The organism is Terrisphaera buseokensis (assembly GCF_047521145.2).
In the GTDB taxonomy this organism is placed as follows: Bacteria; Verrucomicrobiota; Verrucomicrobiia; order Opitutales; family Opitutaceae; genus ER46.
This window is the reverse complement of the sequence record NZ_CM134186.1, coordinates 1,704,044-1,722,661: the sequence shown is the minus strand read 5'-3', so window position 1 is coordinate 1,722,661 and position 18,618 is coordinate 1,704,044. Positions and strand designations below refer to the sequence as shown.

Here is an 18,618-nt window from a genome sequence, read left to right as displayed (position 1 = left end):
CAGGGTGCGATCGCGAGTCCACTCGCTTACGCTCCTGGCTACGCTCCCTGAACGAGCCGCCCGCTGACGGTTACCCAGCCTTGTCGTGGCTACGAGCGCCAGCGAGTGGTCAGAGCCACTCGCTGGCGCTCGTAGCCACGGGACTAACGCTTCATTGCGGCCAGGTGCTTCACGATCGCGGCGCGCATCGCGGCCGAGGCCGCAGGCGTGTTGGTGTGGCCGGCGGCGATGTCGTGGAAGATTTCCTTCTTCGTCCCCAGCGCGTTGTAGGCCGCGTACACACTCGTCGGCGGACACGTCGTATCGATGAAGCCCACTGTGAAAATGCCCGCGGCCTTCGCACGGGTCGCGAAATTCACGGCGTCGTAGTAACGCACCGCAGCCACGACCTCGGGCGCAGGCTGTTCCTTCGTGGCGATGAATTTCGGCCAGCCGGCGATCCGCCCCACGAGTGCGCCGGTGTGATCGCACATCGCGGGCACGCCCGCGGCGAAGAACGTCACGCGCGCATCGAGGCCGGCCGCCGCAATCGCCTGCGCGCCGCCCTGGCTCGAACCCGACACGACGACGGTGCGACCATCCCACTCGGGCTGCGCCGTCAGGAAATCGATCGCGCGAATGAGACGCTGGAACATGCCGAGAAAGTATACCGTATCGCGCGAGGTCTTGCCGATCGCGCGGTAGTCCTTGAGTTCACCCTGGCTCAACGCTTCGTAGAACGCCGCGTCGCGGCCGTTCGGAATTCCGTGGGCATTGATGTCGAAGGCCATCGCGCCTTCCTTGGCCCAGCCGGCCGCCGTACCGAGACCCGCGCTGCGCACGCCGGCGCCATGTACGGTCAGAATCGCCGGCAACGTGCCGGGCTTGGCGCCCACCGGGCGGGAAAAATAACCGGAAACCGGCGCGCCGACGCTCTCCACTTGAACATCAAATGTCACCACGGTCGTGCTCGGCGATTTCACGGGCGTGAGCTGCGGATTCATCGGCACCGCTGCGAGCGCCTGCTTCTTCTCCGTCCAGAACGCATCGAAGTCGGCGGGCACGGACTGGCTCGGCTTGATCTCGGTCGGTGATACGCCGGCCCCGGCGAGCGCGGTGAGTTTCGTTGCTCCGGCTTGAAACACGGCGCGGCACTGGAGGAAGCCCGCCTCATCGAGCGTGCCGGTGACCGTGGCGCGTCCACCGTCAAGGGCGACCCGGCCGGTGCGCGTCGGGGCGACGCCGTCCTTGGTCAACGTCCATTCGACTTCGCCCTTCCCCGCGGTTTTACCGCCCTGCTGCAGTTGCAGCACAAACGTCACGGTCTCGCCGCGCCGGTACAGGGCATCCGCGCGATCAGTCGTGGCGGTCAGCACCGGACCGGAATTCTTCTCGGTTTCGGCGGCGCGGGACGGGGCGAACGCGAGGCAGATGAGGCCGAGTGCCGCGACGAGGAGAGCGATGTGTTTCATGGGGAAAAAGCCAGCAGGGATTGTGCGTGTGCTGGGACCGCGACCGCCCCCGGTCGCATTCCGCAGCCAGCGACCGGGGGCGGTCGCGGTCCCAGTACACCCTCCAAAACTCACGCCAGAATATCCGTCACCACCCGCGACGGTTCCACGCCCGTCAGGCGCTGGTCCAGTCCCTGGGACTTGAAGCTGAACTTCGAGTGGTCGATGCCGAGGCAGTGCAGCAGCGTGGCGTTGAGGTCGTGGAGGCTGACGGGGTTCTGCGCGATGTTGTAGGAGAACTCATCGGTCTCGCCATACACGACGCCGCCCTTCACGCCGCCGCCCGCGAGCCACACGCTGAAACACCGCGGATGGTGATCGCGACCATAGTTGGTCTTCGTGAGCGTCCCCTGGCTGTACACCGTGCGCCCGAACTCGCCCGCCCACACGACCAGCGTGTCATCGAGCAGCCCGCGCTGCTTGAGATCGGCGATGAGCGCGTAACAGCCGCGGTCGGTGTCGTTGCACTGGATCTTCAGATGCTCCGGCAGGGTGCCGTGTTGATCCCAGCCGCGATGCAGAATCTGCACGACGCGCACGTTGCGCTCGGCCAGGCGTCGCGCGAGCAAACAGCTCGCGGCAAACGATCCGGGCTCCTTCACCGCCGGACCGTAAAGATCGAGCGTGGCCTCGGACTCGTTGCTGAAGTCCGTCAGCTCGGGGACGCTCGTCTGCATCCGAAACGCCATTTCATATTGAGCGATGCGGGTGAGCGTCTCCGGATCGCCATGACGCGCGTGCGCCAGCTGGTTGAACTTGGAGAGCGAATCGAGCATCGTCCGCCGCGTGCTCGGATCCACGCCGTTGGGATTCTCGAGGAAGAGCACCGGATCGCCCTGCGCCCGCAACGCCACGCCGCTGTGCGACGTCGGCAGGAAGCCGCTGCTCCACATCCGGGTGAACAGCGCCTGCGCCGCCACCTTCGGGGAGAACTTCGGCGTCAGCACGACGAATGCCGGCAGGTCGTTGTTCTCGCTGCCAAGCCCGTACGAAATCCACGAGCCGATGCTCGCCTTGCCGGGGATTTCGCTGCCGGACATGAGAAACGTGCACGCCGGATCGTGGTTGATCGCGTTCGTGTGCACGGTGCGGACTATCGCCAGCTCGTCGACAACCTTGGCCGTCCACGGCAGCAGTTCGCTGACCCACGCGCCACTCTTGCCGTGCTGCGCAAACTTGAAGTACGACGGCGCCACAGGAAACCGCAACTGACCGCTCGTCATCGTCGTGATGCGCTGCCCCTGGCGGATCGACTCGGGCAGCTCCTTGTCGAAGTACTCCTGCAGCTTCGGCTTGTAGTCGAAGGTATCGAGCTGCGACGGCCCGCCGTTCATGTGCAGATAAATGATCCGCTTCGCCTTCGGCGCAAAGTGCGGGAAGCCCGGCTGCGGCGGATGCACCCGCGACTCCAGCGCCTGCATCCGCGTCGCCGCCGCCCGCAGCCGCGGCGTGAGCAGGTTCAGCGCGACGCCACCCATCGCCAAGCCGGCACCGGCGAAGAACTGGCGGCGCGTCAGGTGGTTCAGATAATCGTGGAGCGGATTCATGGAACTGAACGTCGGGTTGAGACAGAATGAACAGAATCGGCAACATGCCGAAACTCCCCACCGGCCTTTCTTATTCTACAAATTTTCTTCATTCTGTCGAAGAGCGAACTCAGTTGCGGGTCACCGTCTCATCGAGGTTGAACAACAGATTCGCCACCATCGTCCAGGCGGCGAATTCGCCCACCGGCAGCGTCGCACTGGGCTTCGACTCGCCGTTGGTCAGCACCTGTTGGGCGGCGTCGAGATTCTGCGCGAAATGCGTCCGGTGCGTCGCGAGCGTTTCCTTCAGCAGCGCTCGCTCGGCGGTGACGGGCGGCCGCGCGGTAACGCACTTGAACGCGTAGGCCAGCCGGTCGTCGTCGCTGCTCGTGCGGGTGAGCAGCCGTTCGGCAAACGCCCGCGCGGCCTCGAAATTCTGCACGTCGTTCATCAGCGCGAGCGCCTGGAGCGGGGTGTTCGAACGCGTGCGGAGGACGCAGAAATTCTCACGCGACGGCGCGTCGAACGTCGACAGCGACGGCGCCGGGGCCGTGCGTTTGGCGAAGGTGTACAGGCTGCGCCGATACAGTGCGTCGCCGTGTTCCTGCACGTACGTCTTGGTGTTACTGCCGCCAAACGCCACCGGCTCCCAGATGTTCACCGGCTGGTACGGCCGCACCGGCGGGCCGCCGATCTCCGGCCGGAGGAGGCCGCCGAGCGCGAGCATCTGATCGCGCAACACTTCGGCGTCGAGCCGCAGCCGCGGGCCGCGCGCCAGCAGCTTGTTCTCCGGATCGCGTTCGAGCAGGGCCGGCGAAACACCGGAGTTTTGACGGTACGTCTCGGACGTCACGAGCAGGCGGACAAATTTCTTCACGTCCCAGCCGGTGGCCATGAATTCCGCCGCCAGCCAGTTGAGCAACTCCGGATGCGTCGGCGACTCGCCCTGCACACCGAAGTCTGCGGGCGTGCGCACGAGGCCCGCGCCGAAGATCTGGCCCCACATCCGGTTCACCGTCACGCGTGAGGTCAACGGATGCTGCGGGCTGACGAGCCAGCGCGCGAAATCGAGCCGCGTCGGTCGCGCGCCACTGAACGCGATAGGCGGCAGAAACGCCGGCGTGCCCGCCTGCACCACCTCGCCGGGCTTGTCGTATTGGCCGCGCACGAGCACGCGCGCCTCCCTGGGCTCGGCGAGCTCCCGGGAAATCGGCGTCATCGGCAGCGTCGTTTCGTAATGCATCTGCTCGGCCATCAAACGGCGCGCGGCGTGCACCTCGGGTTCGAGCGCGGCGCGCAAGGGCGCGTAAATGTAATCCCGATGGAAGCGCACGACGCGCTGCTTCTCCTCGGCCGTCTGCTGCGTGCTGGAGAGGCCGATGAGGAAATTGATGTCGTGACGTAGCGCCATGCTCTCGAAGGCGCGCGCCTTGTTCTGCAGCGAACGCACCCACGCGTCCTTCGACAGCAACGGATCGTCACTGCCGCTCGGGCTCGTGTAGACCGCGCCCACGCGATCCCACCAGGCGACGCCATCGCTCTGGCCGATGCGGATTCCGGTGTACGCCTTGCCTTCCTGCAGGCCGGACTCGCACGCGGTCAACGCGAGCTGCGCGTACTTGCCGGGCGCGGGCAACGCGCCGCCGCGGATCGCATTGGCGGCAAACTCCGGCTCAAACGCCTGCGGATCACCCCAGATGATGCGGCGCGTCTTTTTCTCGTCGCTGATGAATTCCAAGCTGATCGCCCGCGGGGGATTGGCCGGATCAAGGTGAACGTGCACGTAGGCCTTCGCCTCAGTGCGTACGATCAATGCGACGTCGCCCGCGGTGAAGGCGAACGGCCGCACCGCGCGACCCTCCATCCGCAAGGCGCGCTTGCCGCCGACCACGGGAACGCCCGCGCCTTCCCGCCATTCGCCGGGCTTCGGCGCCGCGCCGATGTCGGCCGGCGTGGGCAGTTCCGAATCTTCCGCCCACACGACGTCGTAAGTGATCGGCTTCTTGTCGAGCTTGAGCATCGGCAGTTCACCGGCGACCAGGGCGTCCGCGCGGGCCGACACCGCGGCCTCGAGCGGGAGGATGCTGGCGTTGACCGCGTCGACGCGCCGCTGCGCAGCCTCGTCCTTCGCCAGGATCGCAACCGGACCGGCGACGCGGACGTTGCCGTCCCACACGCGATCGGCGAGGCCCTTGAAGATTGCGCCAAGCGAATAGTATTCCTTCTGCGTCAGCGGATCGAATTTGTGATCGTGACATGACGCGCAGTTCGCCGTCAGTCCCATCCATACGGCCGAGGTGGTGTCGACGCGATCGGCGGTATTGCGCATCTCGGCTTCGGCCTCGATCGCGCCGCCCTCCGACGTCGAGAGATGATTACGATTGTAGCCGGAGGCCACGAGCTGATCGATCCGCGGCTGCGGCAGCATGTCGCCCGCGAGTTGCTCAATCGTGAATTGATCGAACGGCAGATTGCGATTGAAGGCCGACACCACCCAGTCGCGATAGGGCCAGATGATGCGGACGTTATCGAGGTGGAGGCCGTGGGTGTCGGCGTAACGCACCGCGTCGAGCCAGTAGCGGCCGAAGTGTTCGCCGTAGCGCGGTGACGCCAGCAGCCGTTCGACCACGCGTTCGTAGGCGCCGGCGGAACGATCAGCGACGAAGGCGTCGACTTCATCCGGCGTCGGCGGCAGGCCGGTGAGATCGAGCGTCAGGCGTCGGATCAACACCTCGCGCGGGGCTTCGGGCGCCAGAGCAAGGCGTTCGGCGGCCAGCCGCGCGCTGATGAAACGATCCACGGGATTCGCCGATTTCCCCGCCGCCTTGCCGGAGGGCACGGGCGCGCGCGCGACCGGTTCGTAGGCCCAGTGATTTTGATAGACCGCGCCCTGTTGAATCCACCGCTTGATGAGTTCGCGCTCTTTCGGCTCCAGCGGTTTTTTGTGCGAGTCGGCCGGCGGCATGACCTCGTCCTCGTAGGAACTGATGATGCGCTGCCAAAGTTCGGATTTTTCCGGGTCGCCGGGGACGATGGCGCGCGTGCCATCGCGTTCCGCGGTCGCGCCGGCTGCCGTATCGAGCCGCAGCTTGGCTTTGCGGTGCGCGGCGTCGGTGCCGTGACACGCGAAACAGTTGTTCGCGAGGATCGGCCGGATGTGGTCGTTGTACGTGACCTTGTCGTCCGCAAACGCAGTGACCGACAGCAGGGCGCAGAAAACGGCGAAACGACGGGTGGGCATGAGTGGTGGGGAGACTCCTCGCGAACGTTCCAGCAGTATGCGTTGCCCCGCGCACGTCAACTCGTCCGGCCCGATGCAATACCAGTCGCTCCTTGCTTTTGGACTTCTGGAACGACCGTGGCTACGAGCGCCAGCGAGTGGCCGAACGACCACTCGCTGGCGCTCTTAGCCACGGCTAAAGTCCAAAGGCAGAGAGCGATTGGCATAACTGAACGGTTCCCTTGCCGGCTCGCGGGCGCCTGCCCGGACCCTCGGGCCCCACTCGGGACGCGACCTGCCTAACGCACGGGCAGCCAGACACTCATCTCGGTGTCGCCCCGGTTGCCCCACGCGAAATACGGCACGAACTTGAGGCGGATCTCCTTGGGTGGGTCGCGGGTCACCTCCCGATAGAGATCGGTTGCACTCCACGCGGGACGCTGCAGCGCGATGCCGGGCGTCGACCAAGTCTGAACCGCGGCACCCGCAATCCGCTCGCGTGCGGGGGTGAACACCGGGGCGCTCGCCCGCAGCATGAACGCCACGTCGCTCAGGCGCGCACCGGCGGGCAGATCGTTCGACTCGACGCAATACACCAACGGGCCGGACCGCACCGCCACCTGATCGAGCGTCTCCTCGACCAGCGGATTGGCTTCCCAGAGCGACGGCGAAAACTCCAGCGCGAGTTGAATCACGTCGCCCGCCGCCCAGGCGCGTTTCACCTCGGCATAGGTGCCGGGGACGAGCGGTTGGTTCACCACCTGATCGTTGATCCGCAACATCGCCCGCCCGGGCCGCAGCCAGCCCGGGATGCGCAGCTTGAGTGCCACCGCCCGATCGGGCACGGCGTCGAGCGTGATCCGGATCGCGCCGTCCCACGGGTAGTCGGTCGCCTGCCGCAGCTTGAGCCGGCCGCCGCCCGCCCACGCCGTGTCGAGCGTGCTCGCCGCGTAGAGGTTGACCCAGAGCGTGTCCGGGGAAACCGCATACACGTAGTTGTGCGCCTCGGCGATCGTGCGCACGACGTTCGGCGGACAGCAGAAACTCGACTTGATGTTCGGGGTCCGCGTGCGCGACCACCGCAACGGCACCTTGAAGTCCTGGAGTTTCCGCAGCGGGTTGACGTAGAAATAATCCTTCCCCTCCAGGCTGATGCCCGGGAGCACGCCGTTGTAGAGCGACTGCTCGAAGAGATCCGCGTAACGCGCCTCGCCCGTCACCGCGAGCATCCGCCACATCCACATCGCGTAGCCGATCGTCGCGCACGTCTCGTTGTAGGCGGTGAGATTCGGCAGCTGGTAATCGCGGCCGTAGGCCTGGTGCACGGTCTTGATCGAGCCGTGCTTCGAGGATCCGTCCGGCGAAGCCCCGTCGTACAGCGCCCCGGTCATGCCGGTGATATAAAGCTTCTGCGTGGCCACGTCGTCGGCGAGCGCGGTGAGCGTCGTGAGGAGCGCAGGGTCACCGGACTCCGCGAGCAGATCCGCCACGCCAGCGTAGAGGTAGTTCGCCCGCACCGCGTGCCCGACGGCCTCGGTCATCTGGCGGAACGGCACGCGGTCCTGGTTGTGATCGCTGCCGACCGACGCCGGCACGAGATCGCGAATCTCGATCAGCCGCCGCGCGAGCGCGAGATACCGCGGCTCGCGCGTAACGCGGTAGAGTTCGGCGACGCCCATGTAGTGCGACGGGCAGATCGCGTTGCGCGCGAGATCCTCCGGGACGGTCGCGCAGAGCTGCTCGATGTAATCCGCCGCCTTGCGCGCCAGCGCGAGCAGCGTGGTCTTGCCCGTCGCGCGATGATGGACGCACGCCGCGGTCATCAGGTGACCCATGTTGTAGGTCTCGAAGTGTTCGCGATCGGCAAACTCCTTCGCCTGCGGATCACCCTGGCGCTGCGGGATGATTTTCTGCGTGTGCAGATAACCGTCCTCGCGCTGCGCCTTCGCGACCACCGCGATGATTTCATCCATCTGCGCATCGAGCGCGGGCTCACGCGTGAGCGCGTACACCTGCGCCAGCGCCTCGAGCCATTTCAGGAAATCTCCGTCGTTGAACGGCGGGCCGTGAAACTTGCCGTCGCGGCCGCGCCCCTGGCCCGCGGCAATGAGGAAGTTCGACCACGCGTGGCTCTCGGTGTCGTTTTTGAAAATCGTCCAGAGATGCGGCACCATCGTGGTGCGACACACCTCGAAGCGTTCGCCCAGCAGGCCGCCGTTCCAGCGCACGTCGCCGAGATTCACCATCGACAATTTCGCCGCCGGCGAACGCGAGGTGTCGACCAACGGCCCGTCGCTCGCCGCAGCTTTCGCTGGCCCGGTGAGGACCAGATGGATTAAGCAGGAAACCAGGAAGCCAGGAACAAGGCAGGGGCGAGGAAAGGCGGAGGGACTGGTTCCTGGTTTCATGGCTTCCTGCTTTTTACTTGCCTGCCTTTTTCGCTAAGCGATCACCGCAGTTTTTCCGGATCCAAGACGACGTGCTTGATCACTTTTCGGTTGAACGTGTACGTGATGTGGACGCGTCCGTCGCTCGCCTGAATCACCGCGGGATACGCGTAGCCACTGCCGACGGGCTCGGACTCAAGGGTCAGGACGCGTTTCCACGCGAGACCGTCGGCCGAGAGCGCGACGTCGAGCGGATAACGGTTGCCCTTGGCCTCGTTCACGCGATGCGCCGAGTGATTGTACACGAGCAACTGCCGGCCATCGGCAAGCGTCACGGCGTCCGTGCCGGAATTCGGATTCGGTAGTTCGGTCGCGGTGAGCGCCGTCCAGGTCCGGCCCTGATCGCGCGACCACGTTTGCGCGATCACGCCCTGCTTGGTCCGGCAGAGCGCCTGCAGCGCGCCGTCGGCGTGAAACAGCACGCTCGGTTGAATCGCGTCGAAGCCCGGGCCTTTTTCAACCGGTCCGATCCTTTCCCACGTCGCGCCTGCATCGCGGGAGAGTTCGAAATGGGTGCGCCAGCCGTCGGGCGTACCCTCGGTGCTCGACGCCGCGAGCCAGCCTCCGTCCTTGAGCACGATCGGCTTGTTTTTAATCGGCCCGAGAATGCCGTCGGGCAGCCGGCGCGCCTTGATCCAGGTTTTGCCGCCATCGCGCGACTCCAGCACCATGCCCCACCACTGGCTCGGTGACGGCCCGACTTTGTAGAAAAGAAGCAACGGTCCGCCCGGTGCCTGGAACAGCACGGGGTTCCACGTCGGTAGCCGCGGCCCCTTGGGTTGCACGCCGTTCGCGACCTCGACGGCATCGCGCCACAGGCCATTTTCATTGCGCGCAAACCAGATGCCGACGTCCGGGTTGCGCTCCTTGGTCCCGCCAAACCACGCGGCGGCGAGCGTACCCGGCGCGACCTCGACAATGGTCGAGGCATGACATTCTGGATACGGCGCGTGATCGTTCAGAATCTCGGCCTGCAGGATCGCCGCGGCCTCGGCCGCGCGGACTGCAGTCACGCCGGCAACAAACAGGACGAAGAGGAGCGCGGTGAATCTCATGCGTCAGGGAGCGGCATCAGGCGGACAATGTCGAACCCGTGATGACCGACTGCACGGCCCGGTGCCAGCCGGCGTGGAGCGCGTTGGCCCGCTCGCGTGGCATCGTTGGGCGATAAATCGTTTCATCCCGCGGCCCCTCCGCCAGAGCCGCGACCGAAGGCACGCGGCCGAGACCAATCTGGCCCGCCAGCATGGCGCCCAGCGGCGAACCGTCCGATAGCGTGGCGACGCGCAGTTCCACGCCCGCGAGGTCCGCACAGCATTGCATGAGAAACCGGCTCGCCGTCGGACCGCCGTCAGCGTGGATCGCCACCAGCGACACCCCGGCCTCCGCGCGCATGGCGTCCAGCGCATCGCGAATCTGAAAAGCAATCGATTCGAACGCCGCCCGGGCCACATGCCGCCGATCGCTGTGCGGTGAAAGCCCGGTGATCGCCGCTCGCGCCTCAGGCCGCCAGTGGGGCAGACCGAGGCCGGTGAACGCTGGCACGAGGTAAACGCCGCCGTTGTCAGGGGCGGCCAGCGCGAGTTGCTCAAGGGCCGGGACGTCGGCGGCGAGGCCGAGCTGGTCGCGCAGCCACGTGAGAGTCGAGGCCGAGGAGATGATGATGCCCTCCCGTGCATACGTCGGCACGCCACCATGGACCCACGCGAGCGCCGTCAGCACGCCACTGGCCGAAAAACGAGGCTGCGGCCCGACGTTCAGGAGAAGCGACGAGCCGGTGCCAAAGGTGATCTTGGCGGAGCCAGGCGAAACGCAGCGTTGGGCGAGCAGCGAGGCCTGCGAATCGCCCATGACGCCGCACAGGGGAATCGGACGTGCGAGCGCGCCGTCGATGGTAGTTTCGCCAAAACGCGCGGTGCAATCGCGCACCTCCGGCAGCGCCCGTCGTGGCACCTCCCAGAGCGCACACAACTCCTCGTCCCAGGCCCGTCCCGTGATATCGTAGAGCAGCGTGCGACTCGCGTTGGTGGCGTCGGTCGCGAAGACCTTTCCTTCCGTCAGCCGGTAAATCAGGTAGGCATCGATCGTGCCGATGAGCGCGGAGCCGTCGGCGAGTCGGGCCCGCAGCTCGGGCCGATGCCGCCCGAGCCACTGCAGCTTCGACGCGGAGAAATAGCCGTCGATCTTCAGTCCGGTCTTGCGCTGGACGAGCGCCGCGTGACCGGCGGCCACGTGCTCGGCGCAAATCTCATCGCCGCGGCGATCCTGCCAAACCATCGCCGGGTGCAGGGGCCGGCCACTCGCACGGTCGAACACGACGATCGTTTCGCGCTGATTCGTGAGACTGAGCGAACCGATTTCGGGCTGACGAGAAGCGTGCCGCGCGAGGAGCGTGATGAGGACGGCGAGCGTATTCCGCCAGATTTCCTCCGCGTCATGTTCGACCCAGCCGGGTTGCGGGTAATGCTGTCGGTGCTCGAGCGATTCGCGGTCGAGCGTGCGACCGTCCGCATCGAAGAGCAGCGCCTTCGTAGCCGAGGTACTTTGGTCGAGGGCGAGCCAGAGCATGAGAGTGAAATCTGAAATCTCAGATCTGAGATCTCAGATTGAGCAACGCGAGGGCCGTGCGGCTGAGCCCTTCCATCGTGAGCCCGTAGTGACGGAAGATGTCGGCTTGACTGCCGGTGACGGTGTATTCGTCGGGAATGCCGACGATCGTGAAGCGCGTGCCGATGCCGGCCTGCGCAATGACGCCGGCCACGGCCTCGCCAAGACCGCCGTTGACCAGATGCTCCTCGGCCGTGACGACGGCGCGGCATTCGCGCGCTGCCGCCAGCACGGCGGCGGCGTCGAGCGGCTTCAGCGTCGGCAGACTGATCACGCGGCACTGCAGGCCGGCGGTAGCTTCCAGCTCGGCGGCCGCGAGCAGACAGTGGATAACGGTTTCACCGGTGCCGATGAAGGCGACATCGTTGCCCGCGCGGAGCACGCGGGCCCGCCCGACGGAGAAAGGCTGGGTGTCGGCGCCCGGCAACGTGTAGAGCGCGGCCTTGCCGAATCGGAGATAGACCGGATGGTCTGACGCTGCGGCGGCCTTGACCGCTTCGCGCGTCTCATAGTTGTCAGCGGGAACGACAATCGTGAGGTTGTTGATCGCGCGCAGCGCGGCGAAGTCGTGCAGCGAGTGGTGCGTGGTGCCGAGCGCACCATAACTGACACCCGCGCTGATACCCACGAGCCGCACCGGATTGTCGGAGTACGCCACGTCATTCTTCACCTGCTCGAGGGAACGGGCGGTCAGAAAACACGCGGGTGAAACGGCGAACACCTTTTTGCCGCAGGACGCCAGGCCGGCGGCGATGCCGACGAGGTTCTGCTCGGCAATGCCGACCTCGACGATCTGCTGCGGCAGCGCCTGGCCGAACGGCCCGAGCTTGCCGGAGCCGCGCGAGTCGGACGTGACGGCCACAATCTGCCGGTCGGTTTTCGCGAGTGCGAGCAGCGTGTCCGCGAACGCCTCGAGGTTGGCGCGGCCCATCACGAGGCCGAGTTCCGCCGCGCGCGCTTTCGCCGCGGCCGAATTCATGGACGGAGCCGGGGCGCTCATGGGAGCACGGGCATCCCGCCCGACGAATGAGCCAGCCGGCCGGAGGCCGGCGCTCCCGCGATGGCCGCGTCCAACTCGGCCAGCGCCTGCGTGTATTCCTGATCGCTCGGCACCCCGTGATGCCACTTGCCGACGTCCTCCATAAAGCTGATGCCCTTGCCTTTCGTGGTGCGGGCGATGACCACCGACGGCTTGCCGACCTCGAGCGGTCGTTCGAGCGCGGCCGTGAGCGCAGCGAGGTCATGGCCGTCGACCGTCCGCACGGCCCAGCCAAACGCCGCCCACTTCTCCGCCAGCGGCTCGTGATTCATCACGTCGCGCGTGCGGCCCGTGATCTGCAGCGTGTTGCAGTCGATGATCGCCGTGAGATTATCCAACTTGTAGTGCGCGCCCGCGAGCGCCGCCTCCCAGTTCGAACCCTCGGCGAGCTCGCCGTCACCCAGCAGCGTGAACGCCCGGAACCCTGCATCGTCCATCTTCGAGGCCAGGGCGGTGCCGACCGCTATCGGCAGGCCGTGACCAAGCGCGCCGGTGTTCTGCTCGACGCCGGCCACGTGGCGCGTCGGATGCCCGACGTAGTGCGACTGGTAGGCGCACAGGGTTTCCAGATCCGACTCGGGAAAGAACCCACGATCCGCCAGCACCACGAACAACGCCTCGACCGAGTGGCCCTTGCTCTGGATGTAGCGGTCGCGCTTCGGATCGGTGAACGTCGCCGGCGAGACGCGCAGTATCCGGTTATAAAGCACGTTGAGGATGTCGACGCACGAAAGACTGCCGCCGGTGTGGCCGGCGCCGGCGTGCTTGATCCAGCGGATCACGCTGCGCCGGTAGTGCAGCGACTTGAGCGCGAGTTGGGCGTCAGTGGGCATGGAAAGGAATTCGAATCATGTGGTGGCTACGAGCGCCAGCGAGTGGCCTTCGGTCCGATCGCTCACGCTCGTGGCTGCGCATCAGGTGTCGCGCGGCTCGTGATGATACACTTCCCAGCCGAGGTAGCGCTCGAAGGCCTCGGCGAGGACGCCGGCGGTGTGGGAACCATTCATGACGACGTGATGCTCGAAGCCCTCGCGGCAGACGTGATGCATGAGCTTTTGCAGCTTCGGCACGCGCGCGACAGCCCGATTGCCGAAGGTCTTCAAGGCATCGTCCGTCAGCTCGCCCTCGCCGACATACGTGCGAATGACACCCGCCGTGTCGTCCGTGGTGATGCGACCAAAGGTCAGCGGCCGCGCCGTCGTGCGGCCGTCGAGCGCGCCCCAGGTATTCTCGACGCCGAGCGTCGAGCCGAGAATCGGCGCATTCAGAATCTTGATATCCGGCAGGAACGACTTCGCCCAGTTGCCGCAGTGGAAAAGGACGCACTTGTCGTCCTCGGCCCCGTAGTTGTTGTTCCAGTCGACCAGCGCACTCGGCGAATTCGCCGCGAGCTGCATCGCGTACATCGTAAGCACGCCCGTGACGTCGACCTCACAGGCACTCGGCAGCAGGTTCTCGCTCATCATGCTCATCGACGTGCACACGTTGCAGCCGTGGTTGGCCTGCACCGATGTCCAGCATTGGATCGCGGTCGCATCGAGATGGTTGGCTGCCACGAAATCGTCGAGCACCACGCCCAGCCGCGCCATCTGCACGAGCTTGGCCGGCGGCACCGCGGTGGCGTTGGCGTAGGCCTTGATCTCATCGACCTTAGCCGTGAGCCGCGCGTCCCGCTCGCCGACCTTCGCCGCGCTGCCTAGAATCTCGGAGAGGTCGACGGTGGTGACGCTGATGCCGTGACGCTCGAGAATTTTTTCGGAATAGCGCACGGTGTTGAACGCACCCGGGCGCGCACCGACCGCACCGATGCGAACCTTCCGCAAGCCCTGGACGACCCGACAGACCGCGAGGAACTGGTGCAGATCCGAACGGAACGAAGCGTCGAGCGGATGGACGACGTGCTTCGTGGTGAGCGTGTAGGCGATGCCCGCCTGGCGAAGATTGTTGCAGACGGAAATCTTGCCGCAGAACGCATCGCGGCGGCGGATGACATCGAGGCGGTCGAGATCGTCGGGATAGCCCTGGACCAGCACGGGGACGTTGAGCCCGGCGAGTTTGAGGGTGTCAGCCACGCCCTTTTCGTCGCCGAAGTTCGGGAGGCAGACGAGCACGCCGGAAATGCGATCGCGGTTCCGCCGGAAAAGCTCGGCGCACTTGCGCGCGTCCTGATGCGTTTCGACGCCGCCGAGTTTGGTCTCGGCGGGATCCAGCATGACGGCGTCGACGCCGAGCTCGGCGAGGAGTTTCGAGAGGTCGGTGCGGGCTTCGGCGACAAGTTTGTCGGGGAAGAAGTCGCGGTTGCCGATGATGACACCGAGCGCGGTGCGTGGAGTGGACATGAGAGTGCGAGAAGTGGAGCGCGGGATGGCAGGCGACTAAAATTCAGCCGGGCGGCGAGGATAACATGACGGGACGGAGATTTCTCCCGCGCTTCCGGGGCTTTGTGGTTGGAAAGTAAGGTCGCTCAGGGCACGACTGTCACGATCACGCGCTGATAGCGCGTGAGGCGCGGCGTGCCTTGATCGGTCACCGCGAGGACGATGTGCATCGTGCCGGTGCCCGGCTCCATCACGCGGCTCGTGGGCACGGTGAACCACGCCTTGGGCTGGTCAAAGCCACGAATCTCGAGCGGCTGACCGGAGCGGGAGGCGGACGTCGGAAACGTGCCGGCTTCGAGGTAGTAAAACCACGAATACGAGAGGATGTCCCCGTCGGGATCGGTCGTGCCCTCGGCGCTCAGGTCGACGCGGGCACCGCGCTTCACGGTGAGTTCCGCGGCGTGGGCGAGCTTCGGCACGGGAGGGTGGTTGGCGTCTTTGTAGGCCTTGACCGTCCAATCCATGCGCGCGGCGAAATCGTTCTGGTAGGCTTCGCGCCAGCGCCAGATGGTCGCGTGGTTGGTGTCGTGCCAGCGGCCGTCGGCACCCATGACTTCGTCGTCGGCGTCCGTCCAGAGCGGGCGCGTTTCCGGATAAAGGTGCCACTTCTGCGGGCGCGGGGTGTAGCGTTCGTACCGGCCGCCCCACCCGCCCCAGTCGGGATGTTCGGGCGCATTGAGCCCGTTGGTGATCAGGCCGAGGAAACTCGGCGTGTCGCCCTCCATGAGGTAGTCCCAACGCGGATACTCGGCGCCGAGCGGGCCCTTCTTGCGGATGTTGCGGTCGAGCCACTCGTTGGTGACGAGCGTGAAATCCGCGCCGGGGCAGCGGGCGTGAAAATAGTCGCCGCTGATGCCGCTCCACGTCGCGTGGTGGTAGGCACCGCCCGCGCTGAAGCCGGGGCTGGCGATGTAGAAGAGTCCGGGAAACTCCTTGCGCAACCACGGGCCGGAGTCGTCCTGATCGGAAATCGCATAGACGCGCACCTTCGCGACGGCTTTCGCCAGAGCGTCCGCCGGACGCGTGGAGCGAATTTTCCACAGCGCTTGGCCCAGGACGTTGGGACCGCCCCAGACCGGGACCCACAGCGGGCGGGGATCGTCGCGTTCGATCGCGCGGATGAGCATTTCGGAGCCGGGCGAGTCCTTGCCCTCGCCCACTCCGGTCATGCCGTAAACCGGGAGGCCCTGACTCACGAGCTTGAGCAGGTCCGCACCGGTCGGAAAGCCCGGCTCATGTTTCTCCAGATTGTCGCGCACTTTGCCGTAGGCTTCGACGATTTTGCGGATGGTCTGCGGTGCGACTTTGCTGCGCTGGTGAATCGACGTCGTGGCGATCAGGCCTTCGATCTCGAAGTGATTTGCATAGGTGAGAAAACGCACCAGCGACATCGCATCGTCGGGCTCGTTCTCGATGTCGGTGAGCACGAAGACACGAGGCTTGTCGGCGGCGGGAGCGGCCAAGCCAACCGCGGCAGCGAGCAGGAACAGACCGAGGGTTTTGAGTTTCATGAATTAAAGGGCGCCGGGCGCTTTGAATGCTGTCGCGGAGGCGGTGAGAACGACAAGGGAGCGATTGGCCTTCATCAGGTCGTGAGGGTGTGACCAGGATCGGAAAAAGGAATCAGCGGATCGGAACGGGAGCGCCGGCTGGGGTGCGGCAACGTTCGAGCCGGGTGGCGAAATCGCGGAGAAACTCCTCGCGCCAAACGCTGATCGTGCGCGCGCCCTGGTGGAGGCCCTCGGCCGCTTCGGGCGACGGATCGTCCGTCCACCAATTTGCCCAGCGCGGATCGGGCGTGAGCGCCGCCGCCGCGATCGGCGCGACGACGGTGATTTCGCCGCGGTTGCCTTCGAGCGAAGGGACGTTGCCGGCGATCGTGTAGCGGTAGAGTTTGGCGTCCTTGGGACAGAAACGGAAACGGATCGAGCCCGTGCCGTCGACGTGCCCGGCGAGCCGTTGATTCTCGATTATCATCACCGCCGCCGGAGCCGCCGGCGGGTTGGCCCCGAGCGGCAGCACAAGCTCAAGGATTCCGAAGTGCTCCATGCGATCCGCCGCCGCGGTGATCCGGTCGAACTGCACATAGGGCCGCGTCCAGGCACGCACATACCGACCGCCCCAGCCCGGTTGAAATGGCATCTCGGGGTTGCCCCGCAGCAGCCAGCTGAACGTCGGCGTGTCGCCCATTTTCAACGACGTCCGCTTCTGGCCCTCGAAGTGGATCCCATGGGCGAAAAATTCACCGAGCGCGCCACGACCCGCCGCGCGCTTCTCAGCGAAGGCCTCGGCGGAGAAATCGCCCTGTTGAAATCCACCCATGAACCAGCCGCGGTAGGTGGAGTTGGATTCGATCATCCACAGCGACGGATGCTGCGTCGCGATGTAGTGGTAGGCGTCGGGGCTCCATTTCTTGTTCGGTCCGCCGATGAAATGCACCCGCAGCTTCGGCAAAATATCCGGGGCATCATGCAGCGCCTGCGCGAGGTCTTCGATGCCACCCCAGATCAATACGTGGAGCGGACGCGGATCGGCGCGGCGCGCCCCCGCGATAATCCACTCCGAGCCTTCGGTCCCGCGGCGCACCCCGGCGTACGGCGCGATCTCCGTTTCGCCCTGCTTGGTGATCGCGCGGAGCGCGGCGGGCGTCGGGTACCGGTCCGAGTGGCGGCGGAGGTTCGGATAGTCGCGCTCGTAATGCTCGAGGACTTGGAGGATGTGTTTCTTGCGCCCCGGACCATAGGGCGACGAGATGAGGCCCTCGAGGTCAACGACGTCGGCGTAAAGGAGGACGTGAACCAGCGACTGGAAGTCGTCGAAGTCGGTGCCGCCGATGTCGGTCGAGACGATCACGCGGTGACGCGTGCCGGCGAGTGCGCCGCTGTCAGCGCGGACGAACGGCAAGCCGACGGCGCCAAGGACCAGTGCGGCAATCCCGGCCAGACGAAGGAGCGAGGGGAAGGAGTTCATGCGGTGTCGCGGCCGCGCGCGTTCATCTTGTCGATGGCCACGGCGAGCAGAATCACGCCGCCCTTGATCACCTGTTGCCAGAAGGGCGAGACGTTGAGGAGGAAGAGACCGTTATTGAGCACGCCGATGATCAGACAGCCAAGCACGGTGCCGAGGACCGATCCACGCCCGCCGGAAAGCGACGTGCCGCCGATCACCACGGCCGCGATCGAATCGAGTTCGTAGCCGAGGCCGGCGTTGGGCTGGGCGGAATCAAGTCGCGCGGTGACAATCAGCCCCGCCACGCCGGCGAGCGCACCGGCCAGCGTGTAAACCGCGATCTTGATCCGGTGCACCGGGAGACCCGTGAGGCGGGCGGCGCGTTCGTTGCCGCCCACGGCAAACAGATGCCGGCCGAAACGCGTGCGCTGAGTCACGACCACGAAAATCGCCACGAGCACAAGCATGATCCACACGGGCATCGGCATGCCGAGAAACGCCCCCGTGCCGAGATGCCCGAAACCGGCACCAAGGCCCGTGATGGGAAATCCGCCGGTCCACAGCATCGTGAGACCGCGGGCGATGCTGAGCATGCCGAGCGTGGCGACAAAAGGCGGGAGTTGAAACCGCGTGATCGCAAAGCCGTTGGCCCAGCCGAGTCCGCCCCCGACGGCCAGTCCCGCGACAATCGCGCCGAAAGTTGTGAACTGCAGCGCCACGCCGAGCGCCGGCAACTCCACGCCGCTCTTGAGCAGGCCCGCGGCGATCGCGCCGGAAAACGCGAGGATCGCACCGACCGAAAGATCGATGCCGCCGCTGAGGATGACCAGGGTCATGCCGATCGACAGGCACAGGTTCACCGATATCTGGCGCAGGATGTTCCAGCCGTTGTCCGGCGTCAGGAAGCGGTCCGTGAGCAGGCTGAGCGCGAGCACCATCAGCGCGAGCGCGAGCAGCGAGCG

General features: G+C 65.9%; 12 protein-coding genes. All 12 read right to left on the bottom strand.

Annotation, left to right across the window (positions count from 1 at the left end; translation table 11 throughout):
- Window positions 1–143: 143 nt before the first annotated feature.
- The 12 genes from ACLJEU_RS06250 to ACLJEU_RS06195 all read right to left on the bottom strand — a co-directional run bounded on the left by ACLJEU_RS06250 (window position 144) and on the right by ACLJEU_RS06195 (window position 18,594).
- A complete protein-coding gene (locus tag ACLJEU_RS06250; RefSeq protein ID WP_414663633.1) occupies window positions 144–1,451 on the bottom strand; it encodes an acetylxylan esterase in 1,308 nt (435 codons plus the stop codon).
- A 110-nt stretch (window positions 1,452–1,561) separates the two neighbouring features.
- Window positions 1,562–3,037 carry a DUF1501 domain-containing protein gene (locus tag ACLJEU_RS06245; protein WP_414663632.1) on the bottom strand — a complete coding sequence of 492 codons (1,476 nt, stop codon included), beginning with the start codon at window positions 3,035–3,037 and terminating at the stop codon, window positions 1,562–1,564.
- Between the two features lie 109 nt (window positions 3,038–3,146).
- Window positions 3,147–6,257, bottom strand: a complete 3,111-nt coding sequence (locus ACLJEU_RS06240; protein WP_414663631.1) for a PSD1 and planctomycete cytochrome C domain-containing protein — start codon at window positions 6,255–6,257, stop codon at window positions 3,147–3,149.
- A 278-nt stretch (window positions 6,258–6,535) separates the two neighbouring features.
- Complete coding sequence (locus ACLJEU_RS06235) at window positions 6,536–8,521, bottom strand: glycoside hydrolase family 127 protein (RefSeq protein WP_414663630.1); 1,986 nt, start codon at window positions 8,519–8,521, stop codon at window positions 6,536–6,538.
- Between the two features lie 164 nt (window positions 8,522–8,685).
- Window positions 8,686–9,738, bottom strand: a complete 1,053-nt coding sequence (locus ACLJEU_RS06230) for a sialidase family protein (protein ID WP_414663629.1) — start codon at window positions 9,736–9,738, stop codon at window positions 8,686–8,688.
- A 16-nt stretch (window positions 9,739–9,754) separates the two neighbouring features.
- Window positions 9,755–11,251 (bottom strand): FGGY family carbohydrate kinase, encoded by a 1,497-nt coding sequence (locus ACLJEU_RS06225; protein ID WP_414663628.1) that lies wholly within the window; start codon window positions 11,249–11,251, stop codon window positions 9,755–9,757.
- A gap of 19 nt (window positions 11,252–11,270) precedes the next feature.
- Window positions 11,271–12,269 carry a transketolase family protein gene (locus ACLJEU_RS06220; RefSeq protein WP_414663748.1) on the bottom strand — a complete coding sequence of 333 codons (999 nt, stop codon included), beginning with the start codon at window positions 12,267–12,269 and terminating at the stop codon, window positions 11,271–11,273.
- A gap of 17 nt (window positions 12,270–12,286) precedes the next feature.
- The gene (locus ACLJEU_RS06215; RefSeq protein ID WP_414663627.1) at window positions 12,287–13,162 is read right to left on the bottom strand and encodes a transketolase; all 876 of its coding nucleotides are present in this window, start codon (window positions 13,160–13,162) and stop codon (window positions 12,287–12,289) included.
- An 81-nt stretch (window positions 13,163–13,243) separates the two neighbouring features.
- Window positions 13,244–14,668, bottom strand: coding sequence for an L-fucose/L-arabinose isomerase family protein (locus ACLJEU_RS06210; RefSeq protein ID WP_414663626.1), 1,425 nt, complete (start codon window positions 14,666–14,668; stop codon window positions 13,244–13,246).
- A gap of 125 nt (window positions 14,669–14,793) precedes the next feature.
- Entirely contained in the window at window positions 14,794–16,218 is a 1,425-nt protein-coding gene (locus ACLJEU_RS06205; RefSeq protein WP_414663625.1) for a DUF1593 domain-containing protein, read from the bottom strand.
- Window positions 16,219–16,330: 112 nt separating this feature from the next.
- Window positions 16,331–17,677: a DUF1593 domain-containing protein gene (locus ACLJEU_RS06200; RefSeq protein ID WP_414663624.1), complete on the bottom strand. Its 1,347-nt coding sequence runs from the start codon at window positions 17,675–17,677 to the stop codon at window positions 16,331–16,333.
- Entirely contained in the window at window positions 17,674–18,594 is a 921-nt protein-coding gene (locus ACLJEU_RS06195; protein WP_414663747.1) for an ABC transporter permease, read from the bottom strand. Before ACLJEU_RS06195 ends, ACLJEU_RS06200 begins: the two co-directional genes overlap by 4 nt.
- Window positions 18,595–18,618: the final 24 nt, after the last annotated feature.

What these genes read in the sequence shown, in the direction of transcription:
- ACLJEU_RS06220 (WP_414663748.1), bottom strand. Translation starts at nt 12,269, where the DNA reads ATGAATTCGGCCGCGGCGAAAGCGCGCGCGGCGGAACTCGGCCTCGTG.
- ACLJEU_RS06195 (WP_414663747.1), bottom strand. Translation starts at nt 18,594, where the DNA reads ATGGTGCTCGCGCTCAGCCTGCTCACGGACCGCTTCCTGACGCCGGAC.
- ACLJEU_RS06230 (WP_414663629.1), bottom strand. Translation starts at nt 9,738, where the DNA reads ATGAGATTCACCGCGCTCCTCTTCGTCCTGTTTGTTGCCGGCGTGACT.
- ACLJEU_RS06240 (WP_414663631.1), bottom strand. Translation starts at nt 6,257, where the DNA reads ATGCCCACCCGTCGTTTCGCCGTTTTCTGCGCCCTGCTGTCGGTCACT.
- ACLJEU_RS06205 (WP_414663625.1), bottom strand. Translation starts at nt 16,218, where the DNA reads ATGAAACTCAAAACCCTCGGTCTGTTCCTGCTCGCTGCCGCGGTTGGC.
- ACLJEU_RS06215 (WP_414663627.1), bottom strand. Translation starts at nt 13,162, where the DNA reads ATGCCCACTGACGCCCAACTCGCGCTCAAGTCGCTGCACTACCGGCGC.
- ACLJEU_RS06245 (WP_414663632.1), bottom strand. Translation starts at nt 3,037, where the DNA reads ATGAATCCGCTCCACGATTATCTGAACCACCTGACGCGCCGCCAGTTC.
- ACLJEU_RS06200 (WP_414663624.1), bottom strand. Translation starts at nt 17,677, where the DNA reads ATGAACTCCTTCCCCTCGCTCCTTCGTCTGGCCGGGATTGCCGCACTG.
- ACLJEU_RS06225 (WP_414663628.1), bottom strand. Translation starts at nt 11,251, where the DNA reads ATGCTCTGGCTCGCCCTCGACCAAAGTACCTCGGCTACGAAGGCGCTG.
- ACLJEU_RS06210 (WP_414663626.1), bottom strand. Translation starts at nt 14,668, where the DNA reads ATGTCCACTCCACGCACCGCGCTCGGTGTCATCATCGGCAACCGCGAC.
- ACLJEU_RS06250 (WP_414663633.1), bottom strand. Translation starts at nt 1,451, where the DNA reads ATGAAACACATCGCTCTCCTCGTCGCGGCACTCGGCCTCATCTGCCTC.